The organism is Kribbella pratensis (assembly GCF_004365355.1).
Lineage (GTDB): Bacteria > Actinomycetota > Actinomycetes > Propionibacteriales > Kribbellaceae > Kribbella.
On sequence record NZ_SODP01000001.1, the window covers coordinates 2,550,902 to 2,567,896 of the forward strand.

The following is a 16,995-nucleotide window of genomic DNA, read 5'->3' on the forward strand; positions in this document are numbered from 1 at the left end:
CGCTCTGGCGCCTTCAGTCGGCGATCAATACGTCGTCGACCAGTACGTCGTCGATCGAGCGGCGCGGCGTCGGCGGAACGGCCGGGCCGTAGCCGAACCTGATCACGACCTGCGGGCGCTGCCACGGACCCAGTGGATCGTTGATCTGCCCTCGAAGCTCCTCGTGCTCGATGGCCTGGTTCAGCAACGAAGTCGACACCCCACGCGCAGTTGCCTCGAGCAACACATGCTCCAGCGCCTGTCCCGCGCGCAGCCACTCGATCGGTCCGTCGTACCGGGTCGCGAGTACCGCCAGCTGAGGCTCCTGCTCGAAAGCAGCCACCGGCCGTGCCGCATCGGTCGGCGTGGCCGCCAGATCGCGAACCACTGGGTTGCCCACAGCGGCCCGCGGACGCAGCGCACTGGACGGTACGCCGTCGCTCTCCCGGACCCCACCGACCCAACGCCGCCGCTCCGCGCTTCTCGCCCGGTCGTCGTCGTCGGCTGCCACCGCGTCGTTAGTCGCCATTCGCAACCACCATTGCCGGACCGGCGTATCGATCCATTGCAGGACGGCGCCCTCCACCCGTGCACACAGGTCCAGCTCCACGCGGAGCTGTGCGGGCAGACGTTGGTCGGTGAACGGCTCGCGATTCGTCCGGCGTCCAGCTATGTACGGCGCCAGCGCCATCATCGACTCGTTAGCGCGTCCGCCCAGCTCGACCACCGCGACCAGATCGGGCCGCCGCTGATCGACGAGATGACGGACCTCGGAGCCCATCCCCCGGACCGCAGCGGCAACCCGCAGGTTGAAGATCGCCGCTCCCAGCGAGATGAACAGCATCCGCCGGGACGGATCCTCGGCCGGCAGCTCACGCTCGCGATCGCGGTACACCTCCACCGTCAGCCCCACGAACCGGAACCGCCACGGCTGGGTGTTGTGCATCGACGGCGCCGCCACGGCAGCACGCAACAGCGCGTCCCGGTCGGCGTCCGGCAGCTCGTTCATGCTCCTGGAACCGGTGGACGACCCGGCCCCGCCCACCTCGGCGGGCCTTTCCTGCTGTCCAGGTGCGACGTACTGCATGTTGCATCTCCTTCGCTCCGACAAGCTCACGCCCTTCGAGCGAACACCAATCGTTCCAAGCCTCATAGGGCCGAAAGACCCGTCCGGACCGTGACCGCAGGGCGTCGATGCGCCCAGGGGCGGGCGGACTCGAGTTGGGCGGCGAGGCGGAACAGGGTCCCCTCATCGCCGTAGCGGCCGAGGAAATGTACGCCGATCGGCAGGCCGGACTCGTTCCAGTACAGGGGGACGGACATCGCCGGGTTGCCGGTCAGGTTGGCGACCACTCCGGCGTACCCGACCGTCCGGCCGCCGGCCCGGGCGGCGCGGAGCGGATCCTCCGCAGTCGAGGTGATCTCGCCTATCGTTGCCGGAGGCATCGACATGGTCGGGGTCAGCCACACGTCGATCCCGGTCAGCCACTGCGCCACGACGCGGGCGAAGGCCTGGCAGTCCTCGATCGCCAGCAGATAGGCGGCCGCGGACACCTGGCGGCCTCGGTCCCAGTAGGCCCGGGTCAACGGCTCGAGCTCATCGTCGGACGGAACGCGGCCGAGACGCCGGATCCAGTACTCGACGATCCAGGCTGTCGCGGCATCGAAGACCGTGCCGATCGCCGTACCCACCTCGGAGATCGAGCCGGGCAACTCGGTCTCCACCAGGTCGTGGCCAAGCGACGCGCACAACTCCCCCGCGTCCTCCAGCGCCGCGACACAGTCCGGGTGCGCCGGGCGCCCGTCGGCGGTCCGGGCGGTGTACCCGATCCGCAGTCGCTCCGGATCGGCGCCGACCTCCGCCGCGAACGGGCGTCCCGGCGACGGCAGCCCATACGGATCGCCCTGCATCGGACCTGCCGTGGCGTCCAGAAGCACCGCACTGTCGCGGACCGAGCGGGTCAGCGCGTGCTCGCAGGCCCAACCGCTGATCGCGTCGCCGTACTCCGGGCCGAGCGGATTACGAGCCCTGGTCGGCTTGAGGCCGAACAACCCGCACGCCGAGGCGGGGTAGCGGATCGAGCCACCGAGATCGTTGCCGTGCGCCATCGGCACCATCCGCGCCGCGACCGCCGCCGCCGAACCGCCGCTCGACCCGCTCGTCGACCGGCTCGGGTCCCACGGGTTGCGCGTCGGCCCGAACGCGAGCGGCTCGCAGGCCGGGACCATGCCGAACTCCGGCGTATTGGTCTTTCCGAGAACCACCAGGCCGGCGCGCCGCCACCGGCGTACGAGCTCGGAGTCGACCTGCGACACCAAGCCACGGACGAAACGCGAGCCCTCGCTGAACGGAGCCCCGGCAATCTCGACGACCAGATCCTTCGCCAGGAACGGTACGCCGGACAGCGGCCCGACCGGCCCGACCGGCCTGACTGGCAGAGTCCGAGCCGCCTCGAGCGCCTCGTCGTACAAGGGTGTGATGACCGCGTTGAGCGTCGGATCGAGGTCCTCGATGCGCTCGATCGCAGCCGAGATGAGCTCGTACGGCGTGACCTCGCCGCGACGGACCAGGTCCGCCTGGGCGACAGCGTCGAGCTCGCCGAGCTCGTCCGCGAGTGGTGTGATCATGTCGGCTCCTCATCGACGGTCCTACCCGGGAGGCGCGAGATCCCGGCTCGCGGGCCGCCAGACGGGATCTCGCGCCCTCCAGGTAGGAGCCGGCACCCGACCGGCGGACACCAGGAGTCGCATCATGAGCACCATCAGTACAGTGCAGGACGAGACAGCACAGGACCGGACGGCGCAGGATGGCACGGCGCAGGATGGGACGGCCGCGGTCGTCGACGACGCCGCGGTCGAGGCCGAGATGGGCAAGATCGTTACCGAACTCGGTGCCGCGCTGGGGGTCCTGCTCACCGCTCTCGGCACACGCAGCGGGCTCTGGGCAGCACTCGCCGACGCCGGCCCGCTGACCGACCGCGAGGTCGCGGCCAAGGTCCGGGTCCACCCCGCGCTGGTCCGTGAATGGCTGCGGGCCCAGGCAGCCGGTGGCTACCTCGAGTACGACGCCGCCGGCGAGACCTTCACCCTGCCCGCTCCCGTCGCGGCAGCAATCCACTACGGTCCCGGAGGCGCACTCGTCGACGCCTGCGCCACGATGCTGTCGTCGATGGGCGAAGGATTCGGCGCGTTCAGTGAGGCCTTCACCTCCGGGCGGGGATTCGGCTGGCACCAGCGCACAGCTGAGCACTGGCACGGTACCGACGCCTTCACCCAGATCGTGCTGCCCGACGAGCTCATCGGGGCGACGATCAGCGCGATGCCGGAGACGGTCGAGGCGCTCTCCCACGGTGGCACCGTGGTCGACGTCGGCTGTGGCTACGGCTTCCCGACGACGGCAATCGCGAAGCTGTACCCGGCGGCGCAGGTGCTCGGCATCGATTACCATGACGCGTCCATCGCGCACGCACGTGAGCAGGCCGGTCCGGACAACGTCCGCTTCGAGGTCGCCGCCGCGGCTGAGCTACCGGTTTCCGACTACAGCCTGATCACGTTCTTCGACTCCCTGCACGACATCGGTGACCCGCTCGGCGCACTCGTCCGGGCCAGGTCCGCGGTCGCCGCCTCCGGGAGCGTCCTGCTCTTCGAGCCGCTGGGCGCCGACGACGTACAGGACAATCTCACCCCGACCGGCCGGATGTTCTACGCGGTTTCGACGCTCGCCTGCACCCCGAACGCCGTCTCGCAGGAGAGTGCGACATCCTCCGAGCCGCTCGGCGGCCAGGCTGGCGAGAAGAAGCTCCGTGCCCTGGCCGCCGACGCGGGATTCACCCGAGTCCGCAGGCTCGAGGTGCCGGCGCCGCTGAACCTGGTGTTGGAGCTACGGCCCTGACGACCGATCATGACGTTATGAACCCACGGGTCCGGCTGGTCGGCCGGGGGCCGGTGCTGGCCGCGGCCACCGCCGTACTCCGGGACGCGGCTTCCGGCCACGGGCAGTTCCTGATGATCAGCGGGGAGGCCGGGATCGGCAAGACCGCGGTCCTGGCCGAGCTGACCGATCGGGCAGGGCCGGACTGGACCGTCCTGCGCGGTGTCTGCTGGGACCGTCCCGGCGCCCCGCCGTACTGGCCGTGGGCGCAGGTCTTACGTGCCACCTGTGTACCGCCCGCCGACCTCGGCGAGGCCCGCCGCCTCGTCGAGCCTCCGGCGACCGACGGCCATGGCACGGCGATGGATCCCGGCGCGGCCGCCGACGCGGAGTTCAGCGTGTTCGAGGCGGTCGGGCAATGCCTGTCGGCGCTGGCGGCCGAGCGGCCGATCCTGGTGGTCCTCGACGACCTGCACTGGGCGGATGCAGCTTCGCTGCGGTTGCTCGGGTTCCTGGCGCGCGCCCTGGCCGGCAGCAGACTGGTACTTGCCGGCGCGTACCGCGACACCGAGGCGTCCGACGACCTGCTGGCGGTATCAGCCACCGCCCAGCACCTACGACTCGGTGGCCTCGGCGCCGAGCAGGTCCGCGAACTGGTCACTTCGATCGTCGGACCGGACGGGTCGGAGCTCGGTGATCAGGTCTGGGAACGCAGCGGGGGCAACCCGTTCTTCGTCGGCGAGCTGGCTCGGCTGATGGTCGCCCAGGGCACACCGGACCAGCGGCCGCCGATACCGGCCGGCATCGCGGAGACGTTGCGCCGTCGACTGGCCCGACTGTCGACCGATTGCATTCACGTGCTCGAACGTGTGGCCGTCGCCGGCGGCGAGGTCGACACCGAGCTGCTCGTCCGGATCGGTGCTGCCGGCAACGAGATCGAGCTGAACAGCCTGCTGGACGAAGCGCGCCGGGCCGGCGTGGTCGCCGGCGAACACGAGCGGCCGAGGCTTGCCCACGATCTGTACCGCGAGACGATCCTCGGCAGCCTCGGCGCCATGACTCGAACCGAGATCGACCTGGCGCTCGGGCTGGCTCTGCAGGAACGCCCCGGCAGTGCGGCGCGAGTGGCCGCCCATTTGCTGGCGGCCGGATCACGGGTCCGACGAAAGGCCGTCGAGTACTCCGTCCTCGCGGCCCGGGAGGCTTCCGCGCGGCTCGGCCACGACGACGCCTGCGGACACTATCGGCGCGCTCTCAAGATGATCGACGCCGAGGGGGCCGACGTACCGTGGGATCCTTCGCGCGGTGCCCTCCTCGTCGAACTGGCCGACGCACACGCTCGCGCCGGGCGCGGGGACGAGGCACGGACGCACTACCTCGCCGCGGCCGTGAGCGCACGAACAGCGGATGATGCCATCGTCCTCGCGCGTGCCGCGCTCGGCCTCGAGTCACTGGGTCAGAGATCTGGTGCCCACAGAGCCGACTTGTTGGATCTCCTCGAGGAGGCCGCTGCCCGGCTGGAAGCAGTGGACGGATCGCTGAGTCTGCAATCGCGGGTGTACGGCGCTAGAGCCCGCATGCTCCGCCACGGCTCGATCGCAGTACCCGATGAGACGGTTGCCGCAGCGGCGGAGCGAGCTGTCGAGCTGGCCGCGGCGGCAGGCGACAGCCAGGCGCTTGCCGAGGCGAGACTCGCGCAGCACGACTCGCAGTGGACTCCGGGCACTGCGAGACGACGCCTGCCGCTGATCGACGCCATGCTCGACGCGGCGACTGCGGCGCACGACGCAGATCTGGTTGCCCAAGCCCACCAGTTACGTGCGGCGGCGCTCCTGGAGCTGGGTGATCCAACGGGACGCGACGAGCTCCTCACTTACATCACGCTCGCGGAGCGGCTCGGCCACGCCCGCGGCCGGTGGGGCGCGCTGACCAGGCGCGCCACTTTCGCACAGCTCGCCGGCCACGCCGACGAGGCAGCCAGACTCGGCGAGGAAGCGCTCGAACTGGGCCTCGCCATCGGCGTACCGGACGCGATCGGCTGCTTCTGCACCTCCCGCTGGGCGCTGGTCGCCCTCGGCGTCCCCGAACCGCCGAGCGATCTCGATCCGGCCGATCCTCTCTGGCCCATGTTCCCCCTCCTCAAGGCCTGGCCGCTCGCGGTCCGTGGCGAACTCGACGCCGCCGCCGACGCGCTGGGCGACTTCAGCGTGCTCGATGTCGCCGTCTGGACCGGCCTCGAAGGGCTCGCGGCTGCGGCGGTTGTCTTCTCCGCGATCGGCACAACCGCCCAGCGGGTCTGGACCTACGACCGGCTGCGCCCGTACGCCGGAACCGACGTCGTGGTCGGCGGCTGCGCGTCGTACCACGCCGCTGTCGACCACCACCTCGGCACACTCGCCGCAGCGCTCGGCGACACCGACTCGGCCGAGAAGCATTTCCAGTCCGCCCTCGCCCTGCACGAACGGCTCGGTGCCGCCGGCTGGGCCCGGATCACCGAGCAGGAACTCGCCGCACTCGCCAGCTCCGTTGCCTCAGACAACGAATTCCGGCCCACGAATGGGATCTGGCAGCTCGCGTACGACGGAGTACACGTCCAGCTGCCCGACTCCAAGGGACTGGGCGACCTCGCCGTCCTGATAGGTGCTCAGGGCAACGACGTACACGTGTCGACCCTGGTCGGGTCGGAGGTGCCCCACACCGGCGGCGATCCGGTCCTCGACGCGACCGCCAGGGCGCAGTACAAGGCCCGGCTCGCCGATCTGGCCGAGCAACTCGATCAGGCTGACGCATACGGCGACGCTGTTCGAGCCGAGAAGTTGTCCGCCGAGCGCGACGCCCTTGTCCATGAACTCAGCGCGGCAACCGGCCTGGGCGGACGCGCCAGACGCCTCGGCGATGAGACGGAACGAGCCCGTAAAACCGTCAGCGCCCGGGTCCGCGACACATTGACCAAACTCGACCAAAGCCACCCCGCCTTGGCCGCCCACCTCCGCGCCTCGGTCCAACTCGGCACAACCTGCACCTACTCCCCCACCCACCCGACCACCTGGCGCCTGAGCTAACCCGGGTGCCCGCGCATTCGCTTGTGCGTAGTCGGTAAGACGGCGCGACAGATCGACGCTGATGAGATGGACGAGGACGCCATTCATCGGGCCTTCTCGGGGAGAGACACGATCCGGAGCCGCCGGGATCTTTGCGGTGCCCGGAACTGGAGAGAGGCACGGCTCGATGCAGAACCTGGCACCGGTGATCAACCTGGGCCGCCACGACAGAACACTCCGACTGGCGTTCGCCGCCGCGGTGATCTCCCTCACGGCAGTATTTGCCGCGGTGGGCTCGACAATCCCGCTGTTCAACATCTACCGAGCCCAGGAAGGGTTCACCAACGCCGACATCTCACTGACCGTCGTCGCCTACTCCGCCGCTACTCTCAGCACACTCTTGTTCCTGGGCCGATTGTCCAATCACCTGGGCCGACGGCCGGTCGCCGTCACCAGCCTGGAACTTCTCGCAGTGGCATGCCTGTTGCTCTTGAGCGTGCACGACATCGGCATGCTTATCGCGGCCCGGCTCCTGATGGGCTTCGGCGCCGGGCTGGCCAGCAGCAGCCTCACCGCCTACATCGTCGACACGGCACCGACCAGGCCGACCTGGCTGGCCTCCGTTGCTTCCAGCCAGACAGTGATGCTCGGTCTCGCCGTAGGCGCCATCACCTCCGGGGCCTTGGTCCAGTTCGGCCCGTGGCCACGCGATCTCGTCTATCTGCTCGTCATCGGCCTGCTCCTGCTATCTGCCGCACTCGTCGTCATCAGCCCTGAGACAGTGACTCCGACGCCGGGCGGGTGGCACTCATTGCGCCCCAGCGTTCGCGTTCCGGTCCGAGTCAGGCATCTACTCCCCGTCGCGGCCGGCCTCTTCCTGGCGACCTGGGCAACCGGGGCCTTCTACCAGGCTTTCGTCCCCGCACTGGTCGCGGATCAACTGCACACCAGCAACTCACTCGTCCTGGGACTGGTCTTCGCCGCCTACATGGGCTCCAGCGCTTTGGGCGCTCCCCTTGGCGGCCGGTTCTCATCGGCGGCAGGTCAGCGCATCGGCATGACCGCCTTCCTGGCCGGATGGATCGGCCTGATCACAGCGATCACCACCGGCGCATTGCCGTTGTTCATCGCGGCAACGATCGTCGCGGGAGCCGCTCAAGGCATCGCCATCAGCGCCGCAACCCGGGGCCTGCTCTTCGGCAGTACCCTGCCCGACCGGGCCCCCATCTTCGCCGTGATCTATCTCCTCAGCTACAGCGGCGCGACCGTCCCCAGCCTCATCTCCGCCCGTCTGTCCACCATCTTCACCGTCCCGGAGATCGCCCGCGGGTACGCCGGACTTGCGATGATCGCCACCCTGCTGACTGCCTTTGCTGCGCGCAACCCGCACACCGACAGCGACCAAGAACGGCAGTGATTGCGAACTGAGCGGCAAGCCCAAACCCCTGGGCATGTGCAGCTCATTGCCTACTTGTCGTCGGCCGACTTCGCGTGCGCCCGGACCGAGCCCATCGCCAGGTCGAGTGCGATCTGCATCGGTCCGGGATCGCGGGCCGCCTGGGCAAGAACATAGCCACCTTGGAGTGCGGCCATGATCCCCGTCGCCAGCGTCTGTGGATCGGCGTCCTCGGAGAGTGTGCCGTTGGACTTCATCCGCTCCAGCGCCGCGGTCAGCAGCGAGATCCAGGACGTGAGGTGCGCCTCGAGATCGATGCGTGCAGACTCGTCCTGGTCGGACAGTTCGGTCGACAGTGAGCCAAGTTCGCAGCCTCGCGTCCCGCGGCGTGCGGTCACTCGCTGGAGGATCGCCCTGCACCACCGGTCGAGGCCATTCAACGAGTCGACCCTGCGGAGATACTGCTCCTCACGCTCGAGCACACGCTCGCCCCGCAAGGCGATGACCGCCTGGACCAAGGCGCTCTTGTCGCCGAAATGCCGGTAGAACTGCGACTTGCTCGTCCCACTCGCGGCGGTCACTTCGTCGAGCGTGGTCGCCGCCGCGCCCTTCAGAGACATGAGCTCGTCGGCAGCGGACACGATCCGGGCTCTCGTGGCCGCACCGCGTGCGGTGAGGCGGCGATCGAGATCGTTCACTGTCCCGGGCACGCAACGAGCTTATCGGGGCCGGGCAACGAATGCTGCCGCTTGTCGAGACACCGGATGTGCGACGCCGATCCCGCTCGACGCGTAAGTACCCGCGCCGGGGCCGACACCAACCTTCGTGAGGTGCAGGCACGCCGGCGCCCGGTCGGCAGGAAGGAACCACAGCGATGAGAACCCTGGTGAACGACTCCGAGCACGACCTGGTCGTCGTCGAGAACGATGAACTGCGAAGGTACGAACTACTGGAGGCAGGCACGACCGTAGGGACCCTCGACTTCCGTGTACTCGGGTCCCGGCGTGTCCTCGGTCATACCGAGATCACTGAAGATCAGCGGGGCCGTGGCCTCGCCACAACTCTGATCACGGCAGTCCTCGACGACCTCATCGCCGCGGGTGTCCGGGTCACGAACTACTGCCCTGCTGTCGAGCGATTCCTTCAGGGACATCCGGAGTACGTCGTGGTCCTCGATCCGTTGCACCCGCCGATCCAGCCGCGCTCCGGTGCCCCGGCGGGCGGGAAACAGCAGGCGGATCACTCTGCCCCGCTGCAGCAGCTCGTCCATGCGCAGCACGGCAGGCTCAGAGACCTCGCCGCGCGTTCTCAGGATCCAAGCATGGACGGATTCGACAGACGTCGCAGCACAGACCAGTTCGCGGCCGTTGCCGCGCAGCATGCGGCAGCTGTTGCTGACGTCTTGCTGACCGCGGCCAGGGCATCGTCCGGTGAAGACGCCGCGGTCCTGCTCGAGAATCTGAGACAGTTCGAGCAGGCGCTGCGGGTACTCAAAGGTCGAGCGTACGGCGATGCGCGCTTCCTGGATCTCAGCGCCGCCGAGACCTGGCGAGAGGCCGAACGGCTACTGGCCGAGCACGAGTCCTGGGAGACGAAGGTCGTGGCCGGCCTGGAGCAGGTTCATGGCGCCGAGGGCACCACCGAGCTGGCTCGGGCCTTGGCGATTCGGCAATGGAGTTCGCCGACGCGACCGCACCCCAACTCGCCCCATGCCGGCGTCGCCGGACACATTGCGCGTCAGCTCTGGCGCATCGCCGACTCGACCTGGGACGAACTGGAGGGACGGGGGCTACCTACCGAGCCGATGATGCCCGCGAACGAGCATTCGACCTTGTCTCACTACCTGTTCGGGACCACTGACGACGCCGACCCCGCAGCGAAGCCTGGTACATCTCACACTCCGCAAGATTCCCGGAACCGGTAAGGCCGGGCCCTCGATCGGCACACAAACAGAGACAGTCCGGGCCACTCCGGCCCGGCACGGATCGAGGGGAAAGCTCATGACCGGGTACTTCGAAGGCCGCAAGCTCATCGTCATCGGTGGGAGCAGCGGCATGGGTAAACAGACCGCGGTTGACGTCGCCGGGCAGGGAGGCAACGTCGTCATCGTCGGGCGTCAGCAGGACAGGGTCGATCAGACGGTCGCCGAACTCGGCGAGAAGAGCAAGGCCTGGGGAATCACCGCCGACCTCGCAGATCGCAAGCAGGTCGACGATGTGCAGGGGCAACTCGCCGCCGAGCATGGCGACGCGACGCTGCTGGTCAACGCGGCCGGGTTCTTCATCCCCAAGGATTTCCTCGACTACAGCCCCGAGAACTACGACGCGTATCTGGAGCTCAATCGGGCAACCTTCTTCCTGACCCAGACCGTCGTACGAGGCATGAAGGCGGCGGGCTCCGGTGGTGCGATCGTCAACATCGGCAGCATGTGGGCCCATCAGGCGGTGGCGGCGACGCCGGCGACCGGGTACTCGATGGCGAAAGCCGGATTGCACGCCCTGACCCACAACCTGGCCATGGAACTCGCGGCCGACGGCATTCGCGTCAACGCGGTGGCGCCGGCGGTGGTGGCCACGCCGTTGTACGAGGGCTTCATCCCTGCTGACCAGCTCGAGGAAGCCGTGAAGGGGTTCGACAGCTTCCACCCCCTGGGACGGGTCGGCACAGCCCAGGACATTGCCTCGTCGATCGTCTTCCTCCTCTCGCCGGAAGCCAGCTGGATCACCGGCGCGATTCTGAACGTCGACGGCGGCGTGATGGCCGGGCGCAACTGACGGCCGAATAGGCGAACCTGGCCGGTGGTTGCTCTTGAGATCTGCAGGAGCACCTACGGGGCCGGCCGGGGGCCGACGGTGATTGCAGACCGATCTTGCCGACGAGCGAGCGCTCGCTCCCGTCCCTGTCGAATGAGGGTGGAACACCCATGACGAGTTTTCGGACCGTGTCGGCCGGTGGGCTGGAGGTCTTCTACCGCGAGGCGGGGAAGCCAGGAGCACCGAAACTCCTGCTGCTGGGCGGATTCCCCTCGTCGTCCCACCAGTTCCGGAACTTGATGCCGGCACTCGCCGACAGGTTCCACCTGGTCTCGATCGACTACCCCGGATTCGGGAATACGGAGATGCCTGATCCGGACGACTGGGACTACACCTTCGACCACCTCACAGAGATCGTCGACGAGGCATTGCTCGCCATCGACTTCACCGGACCGATGGGGCTGTACATGCACGGCCACGGTGGCCCGATCGGGAACCGGCTGATCTCGCTTCATCCGGACTGGCTGCGGTGGCAGGTCATCCAGAATGCCAACGTGTACGAGGCGGGTCTCACCGAGATCTGGGACGGGATGCGTGACGGCCTCTGGGCCAACCGCAATACCGAGACCGAAGCGCGGCTCGAGGCGTTGCTCGAACCGGAAGCAGTGAAAGCCATCTATCTGACCGGCCACGCCGATCCGACGAAGATCAGCCCGGACAACTGGAACCTGGATCTGCATTTCCTGGCCCGGCCGGACGCACGCAGAGTGCAACTGGATCTCTTCTACGACTACCGGACGAACACCGCCCGCTACGCCGCTTGGCAGCGGCGACTGCGCCGCGAACAGCCGAGAACGCTGATCTTCTGGGGGCAGGGAGACATCTTCTTCACCCCAGCCGGTGGAGAGGCGTACCTGCGCGATCTCCCCGACGCGAAGCTGATCCGCCTGAACTCCGGACACTTTGCGACGGAGGACTGCCTGCAAGAGATCGTTGACGGGATCAACAGTTTCTACGACGCAACCTTTGGATAGCCGGCACGGTCAGTCGAATTCGTAGCGTTGCTCGCGCCAGGGATCGCCGTGATTGTGGTAGCCGGCTCGCTCCCAGAAGCCCGGCTCGTCCCGCAACGACAGCTGCAGTCCGTTCAGCCATTTGGCCGACTTCCAGAAGTACAGGTGCGGGACCAGCAGCCGGGCAGGACCGCCATGCAGCGCCGCGAGGTCCTGTCCGTCGTACCGATAGACGATCCATGCCTTCCCGTCGCGGAGCTCGGCCAACGGCAGGTTGGTCGTGTAGCCGCCGTACGAGGTCGCCGTGACATGGGTCGCCGCGGTGATGACGTCGTCCAGGAACGCATCGACGGGAACGCCTTCCCAGCGTGTGCCGAACTTGGACCACCTTGTGACGCAGTGGATGTCGGCGACCACCGATTCAGAGGGCAGTGCGAGCAGATCCTGCCACCGCCAGGTCCGTTGCACGCCGGTCTCGGAGGTGACCGTGAACTCCCACTTGTCCTTGGGGATCAGCGGAGTCACGCTCGCTGACAGCACCGGGAAGTCGTCGGTGAGGTGCTGGCCAGGTGGAAGTCTGGGCTCATCGGCTCCCCCTCTGCCGTGGAATCCGCGGTTGACGATTCCCATCTCACCCTCCTCGCCTGCAGATCTCTGATCCCGCCCGTCGGCCGAGGTTGCTCAGGCGATCTGCTGCTCCGCCAGATAGCCGGCATCGACCAAGGCGGTGCGCAGCTTACGGCGGGCATCGAACATCATCTTGTAAATTGCATTCTGGGTCGCGCCGAGCTGATCGGCCAGTACGTCGGTAGGCATCCCGTTCAGCACCAGCGCGACGAAGACGATCCGCTGCTTCGCGGTCAGATTCTCGTCGACGGCCCGATGCACGGCCTGCATCAGCTCCCGGCTCTCGGCATGCGCCTCCGGCTCGATCCCCAGCCGCGCCGGCAGACGGTCCCAGTCGTCGTCGTCGAAGGCAACGCCGGAGCGCTGCCAGAAGTGCCGGTTCACCTTCGCCGCCACGTCGAAGATCACGAACTTGTACGCCCAAGTAGTGAACTTGCAATCACCGCGGAACGTCTCGACCTTGCCGCAGATCGCCAGCAAGGCATCAGCGGCTGCTTGGTGCGCGATGTCGTCCACCTCCGGACCGACGAGTCGCAACCTCGCCGCCCGCCGCCCGACCTCCGCCCGTGCGGCGCGCAGGAGAACCTCGTACAACCGTCGGCTCGCGAACTCACGCCGGTCCCCGTTGCTGCTCAGGTCGTCGACCCAGGCACGGTTCTCTCGCGCCACCTCCGGGGAGACAACCCGCACCTGCGGCAACGACTCGGAACCTTCGCTCTTCATGGATCTCCGGCGATCATCGGACGGTGAAACAACAATATGGACGATACAGTCCATTTTGTACTCCGTCCACTCGGCATCCGAGCGACCCCCTCCGACGGACACACGTATCCCCTGGTCAAGTCGATACCAGTGGCAATCATCAACGGTAGAAGGTGATTACCACCACAGACCATCCCGGCCAGAGCCCGATCAACAGCACGTTGATCTCGGCCTCAAGGTCGGAGCACTGGGGCACCAATTGGTCTATATAGTCCGATTTGCTCAGGAGTTACTGATAGCGGCCGTCGAACGTCACGCCGTCACGAAGGCCGGTGAATCTGAGCCCGACGATGCGGCCGTCCTCGACCATCCAGCGAAGTACGTAGCAGGCTCGGTACGAAGGCGGCCAGAACGAACAGAACCGGCCGTCGTCGTCGACGTACCACTCCCCCGCGCTGTCACCGCCTCGCTCGGAGTAGGTGGTCCGCCCGTCGACGGTGAAGAGCTGAGTCGCGCCGTCGCCGTACACCAGCCGAGCGGCAGTCACCGCCTTGGGGATGTCGGCTACAGCCACCGCTGCGCCGTCCTCAGCCTGGATTCCCCGTAACAGTTCGTTCATCGCGTCCACGACCTCTCATCCTGGTTGGGGGCCGCCGTGAAGGCCCTCGTCCTGCACGGCGGCCAACAGTCCGTCGGCAGCTTCCGCGCAGGCATCACAGGCGGCAAGGTGCGACGCCACTCCGGGATAGTGCTCGGCAGCGTCGATTCCGGCGGCGAGTAGCTCGACATAGACGTGCAGAACAGCCCTCGCCGTGTCACACCCGACGTCCCGCGGATCGGTGGTCAGCAACCGCTCCAGCCCCTCAGGCCACCCCGTCATGACCTTCCACCTCTACCTGTGATCAGTAGTCCCGGGCGCCGTCGGCCCCTGCTGGATATCCGTTAGTGCCCGGATGGCCGCGGATCTTACTCGCCGGTTCGAAGTCCGTCCGGCAGACCTATCGACGAAGCTGAGGACTCAGGGAGCGATCTCCAGCCTGGTGATGAGGCCGTCGGCGAGGGTGAAGCGGTAGATGACGTCGACGACGCCACCGGGGAAGTCGCCCTCCAGATGGTTGGCGACCGCGTACTGGGTGTCGTTCAGCTTCTCGACGTGGCTGATCTCGACGGTGTAGGTGTATTCGCTGGCCTCGGTCTCGCGCCAGCGGTGGATCTCGTCGTGACCGGTGTAGGTGTTGCCGTTGTCGACCACGGTGGCGTCGGCCGCGAACGCCGACAGGAGGTCGTGAGCATTCGCCTTGTGCTGCGGATCGGCCTCACGCAGGTACCTCGTGATCGCCGCCGGCAGGTGCTTCGCCAGCTCGGCGGCGGTCGGGTCGGGCGGGGTCTGGATGGTCATCAGGGGCCTTTCAAGGTGAGGGTGAAGGTCGTGTCACAGGGCGACGCCGGCATCAGACCGGCGGAAGAACCGGCTGTGGCATTCCGGGCAGGTCGATGCAGTACATTCCGCGGCGTTCGGTGAGCATCAGGAGGATGGTGTCGCAGTCCCTGCAACGGGCCACCGTGCCCGGTCCTGACATGTACACCGCCATCTCCGCCACGACCCCGGTGCGACGGCAACCCGGGCACTCGTAGCCCATCGTGGTCATGTCGCGCCCGAAGAGGTCGCGCAGGACGCCCGCCATGGCATTGCCATCGAGAGGTTCCATCTTCGTCACACCCCTGTCCCGCCGAAGCGTTCGGTCCGGATCCGTCGTGCGTCGTGGCCCAGTGCCACCAGGCCGGCCGCTGCCGTCTCGACGAATGCGGTCGGTCCACAGATATAGGTGAGCGGCTCTTTTCTGGTTGCCCATCCGGTCGTGGACAACATCGCCGGGTCGATCCGCCTACGATAACCGCGCCAGCTCCTCGGGGGCTCACGGGTCAACGTGATCGAGATGTCGATGAGATCGTCGGCCGCCAGCTCCTTCAGTTCGTCCCGATAGATCAGCAGCTCGAGCGAGCGGGCCGAGCAGAGCACACGAACAGGCACCTTGCTACCGATGGCCTGGTGATGCCTAAGCATCGCCCGCAAGGGGACCACGCCAGATCCCCCGGCGACCAAGAACAACGGACCACCGAGGTCGTCGTCCCAGACGAAATGTCCCCCGACCGGACCACGGAACTCGAGTTCATCGCCTTCTCGCAGCTCGTCCACCAGGTACGGCGACACCTCACCATCGTCGAGTCGCTCGACCGTGATCGACAGGTGGTCGTCCTCCGGCGCCGACGCGATCGAATAGCTCCGCTCTGTCTGATACCCGTCGGGTGCCGTCAATCGCACATCGATGTGCTGACCTGCACGGTGCCCGGACCAATCGGCTACGGCGAGGACGATGGTCTTCACCCGCGGGGTCTCCGAAATCGTCGAGATCACCGTGCCGGTCTGCCACGTCAGTCGCCGTAGTAGCGCTGCTCTTTCCACGGGTCTCCATAGTTGTGATAGCCGAACATCTCCCAGAACCCCGGCTGATCTGTGGTCCGCAGCTCCACGCCACGGATCCATTTCGCGCTCTTCCAGAAGTACAGATGCGGCACCAGCAGGCGTGCCGGCCCGCCGTGCTCGGGCTCGAGCGGCCGCCCGTCGTACTCGTCGACAATCCAGGCCTTTCCGCCTCGTAGGTCCGCCAGCGGGATGTTGGTGGTGTAGCCGCCGTCGGAGAAGGCCAGCGCATACGTCGCCTGTGTCGGCACCGCATCGAGGAAGGTGTCGAGAGGCACGCCCGACCAGGCCATGTCCAGCCTGGTCCACTTCGTCACGCAGTGGATGTCGACGGTGAACTTCTCATGCGGCAGCTGCTGGAATTCGGCCCACGACCACGACACCGGCTTGTCTACCGCTCCACGGATCGTGAAGTCCCACGTGTCCAGGGGCGTGTACGGCGTCGGGCCGGCCGACAACACCGGAAAATCGCGCGTGACGTACTGGCCGGGCGGCACCCGCGAAGACTCTGCGGCCCGTCGGCCTATGAAACCCCTGGTGACAGCCATCAGGCCTTCTCACCGAGCTGCACACGCAGCAGCCACTGCTGCTTCTCCAAAGTCCCGACCACCTTGATCAGTACGTCCTGCGTCACCAGATCCGCGGCGCCGATCGACCCGAGCCGCGCGCGAATCCGCTCCGCCACTGCCGCCGCCCGACGGCCCAGCTCCCAGACCACCGCGTGATCCGGCATCGACCGCACCACGACAGGCTCGACACGTGACCCAGCCGCGACCGCCGAGCTCTGGCCGTCCGGGACCGAACCCAACGTCACCGCACGCTCGGCGACGACATCGGCGAGCTCGCGCCACTCCCCGACCAGCTCATCGATGAACAGATGCACGCTTCGCGCGACCGGTCCGACCACACTCCAGTGCAACTGCTTCCCGATCAGCGACAGATCGATCAGATCCTGCAGGAGCACCTGCAGCTCTGCACCGACCGCCGCCCGCTCGTGGGGATTGTCCAGGGGCGGCAACTGCACCGAATTAGCAACAGATTCCGTAGTCATACTTCTCCAGTGTCGGAGCCGCCGCCCGACCTTTCCTCGCTACCCGGACCAATCGATCGATTTCACGAGCTGTCTGGCCT

General features: G+C 67.3%; 18 protein-coding genes. 6 read left to right on the plus strand and 12 right to left on the minus strand.

Features of this window, described 5'->3' with window-relative positions; all coding sequences use genetic code 11:
* Positions 1 to 13: 13 nt before the first annotated feature.
* Both EV653_RS12060 and EV653_RS12065 read right to left on the minus strand, forming a co-directional pair.
* Entirely contained in the window at positions 14 to 1,066 is a 1,053-nt protein-coding gene (locus EV653_RS12060; RefSeq protein WP_134101616.1) for an Acg family FMN-binding oxidoreductase, read from the minus strand.
* 62 nt (positions 1,067 to 1,128) lie between these two features.
* Positions 1,129 to 2,607: an amidase gene (locus EV653_RS12065; RefSeq protein WP_134101619.1), complete on the minus strand. Its 1,479-nt coding sequence runs from the start codon at positions 2,605 to 2,607 to the stop codon at positions 1,129 to 1,131.
* A 124-nt stretch (positions 2,608 to 2,731) separates the two neighbouring features.
* Between EV653_RS12065 and EV653_RS12070 the strand changes: the two genes are divergently transcribed.
* The 3 genes from EV653_RS12070 (at position 2,732) to EV653_RS12080 (ending at position 8,308) form a co-directional block, all read left to right on the plus strand.
* Positions 2,732 to 3,871, plus strand: a complete 1,140-nt coding sequence (locus EV653_RS12070) for a class I SAM-dependent methyltransferase (protein WP_166679369.1) — start codon at positions 2,732 to 2,734, stop codon at positions 3,869 to 3,871.
* Between the two features lie 17 nt (positions 3,872 to 3,888).
* Positions 3,889 to 6,912 (plus strand): ATP-binding protein, encoded by a 3,024-nt coding sequence (locus EV653_RS12075; RefSeq protein WP_134101624.1) that lies wholly within the window; start codon positions 3,889 to 3,891, stop codon positions 6,910 to 6,912.
* A gap of 166 nt (positions 6,913 to 7,078) precedes the next feature.
* On the plus strand, positions 7,079 to 8,308 hold the full coding sequence (locus EV653_RS12080) for an MFS transporter (protein WP_134101627.1): 1,230 nt from the start codon (positions 7,079 to 7,081) through the stop codon (positions 8,306 to 8,308).
* A gap of 50 nt (positions 8,309 to 8,358) precedes the next feature.
* Here the strand turns inward: EV653_RS12080 and EV653_RS12085 are convergent, their stop codons facing one another.
* On the minus strand, positions 8,359 to 8,997 hold the full coding sequence (locus tag EV653_RS12085; RefSeq protein ID WP_202871561.1) for a TetR/AcrR family transcriptional regulator: 639 nt from the start codon (positions 8,995 to 8,997) through the stop codon (positions 8,359 to 8,361).
* Positions 8,998 to 9,161: 164 nt separating this feature from the next.
* Between EV653_RS12085 and EV653_RS12090 the strand changes: the two genes are divergently transcribed.
* The 3 genes from EV653_RS12090 to EV653_RS12100 all read left to right on the plus strand — a co-directional run bounded on the left by EV653_RS12090 (position 9,162) and on the right by EV653_RS12100 (position 12,074).
* On the plus strand, positions 9,162 to 10,211 hold the full coding sequence (locus tag EV653_RS12090) for a GNAT family N-acetyltransferase (RefSeq protein ID WP_134101630.1): 1,050 nt from the start codon (positions 9,162 to 9,164) through the stop codon (positions 10,209 to 10,211).
* Between the two features lie 76 nt (positions 10,212 to 10,287).
* Positions 10,288 to 11,061 carry an SDR family NAD(P)-dependent oxidoreductase gene (locus EV653_RS12095; protein ID WP_134101633.1) on the plus strand — a complete coding sequence of 258 codons (774 nt, stop codon included), beginning with the start codon at positions 10,288 to 10,290 and terminating at the stop codon, positions 11,059 to 11,061.
* A 149-nt stretch (positions 11,062 to 11,210) separates the two neighbouring features.
* On the plus strand, positions 11,211 to 12,074 hold the full coding sequence (locus EV653_RS12100; protein ID WP_134101636.1) for an alpha/beta fold hydrolase: 864 nt from the start codon (positions 11,211 to 11,213) through the stop codon (positions 12,072 to 12,074).
* 9 nt (positions 12,075 to 12,083) lie between these two features.
* Here the strand turns inward: EV653_RS12100 and EV653_RS12105 are convergent, their stop codons facing one another.
* The 9 genes from EV653_RS12105 to EV653_RS12145 form a co-directional block, all read right to left on the minus strand.
* Entirely contained in the window at positions 12,084 to 12,683 is a 600-nt protein-coding gene (locus EV653_RS12105; protein ID WP_134101640.1) for a molybdopterin-dependent oxidoreductase, read from the minus strand.
* 51 nt (positions 12,684 to 12,734) lie between these two features.
* Entirely contained in the window at positions 12,735 to 13,403 is a 669-nt protein-coding gene (locus EV653_RS12110) for an RNA polymerase sigma factor (protein WP_134101642.1), read from the minus strand.
* A gap of 268 nt (positions 13,404 to 13,671) precedes the next feature.
* Positions 13,672 to 14,001, minus strand: coding sequence for a hypothetical protein (locus EV653_RS12115; protein WP_134101645.1), 330 nt, complete (start codon positions 13,999 to 14,001; stop codon positions 13,672 to 13,674).
* Between the two features lie 15 nt (positions 14,002 to 14,016).
* Positions 14,017 to 14,262 (minus strand): hypothetical protein, encoded by a 246-nt coding sequence (locus EV653_RS12120; RefSeq protein ID WP_134101648.1) that lies wholly within the window; start codon positions 14,260 to 14,262, stop codon positions 14,017 to 14,019.
* 138 nt (positions 14,263 to 14,400) lie between these two features.
* Positions 14,401 to 14,781 (minus strand): nuclear transport factor 2 family protein, encoded by a 381-nt coding sequence (locus tag EV653_RS12125; protein ID WP_134101651.1) that lies wholly within the window; start codon positions 14,779 to 14,781, stop codon positions 14,401 to 14,403.
* A 52-nt stretch (positions 14,782 to 14,833) separates the two neighbouring features.
* Positions 14,834 to 15,091, minus strand: coding sequence for a DUF6510 family protein (locus EV653_RS12130; protein ID WP_238159814.1), 258 nt, complete (start codon positions 15,089 to 15,091; stop codon positions 14,834 to 14,836).
* Between the two features lie 5 nt (positions 15,092 to 15,096).
* Positions 15,097 to 15,846, minus strand: a complete 750-nt coding sequence (locus EV653_RS12135; RefSeq protein ID WP_134101656.1) for a ferredoxin reductase — start codon at positions 15,844 to 15,846, stop codon at positions 15,097 to 15,099.
* Complete coding sequence (locus EV653_RS12140) at positions 15,816 to 16,412, minus strand: sulfite oxidase-like oxidoreductase (protein ID WP_238159683.1); 597 nt, start codon at positions 16,410 to 16,412, stop codon at positions 15,816 to 15,818. The genes EV653_RS12135 and EV653_RS12140 overlap by 31 nt, the downstream gene beginning before the upstream one ends.
* Complete coding sequence (locus EV653_RS12145; RefSeq protein WP_134101662.1) at positions 16,412 to 16,915, minus strand: Dps family protein; 504 nt, start codon at positions 16,913 to 16,915, stop codon at positions 16,412 to 16,414. The genes EV653_RS12140 and EV653_RS12145 overlap by 1 nt, the downstream gene beginning before the upstream one ends.
* Positions 16,916 to 16,995: the final 80 nt, after the last annotated feature.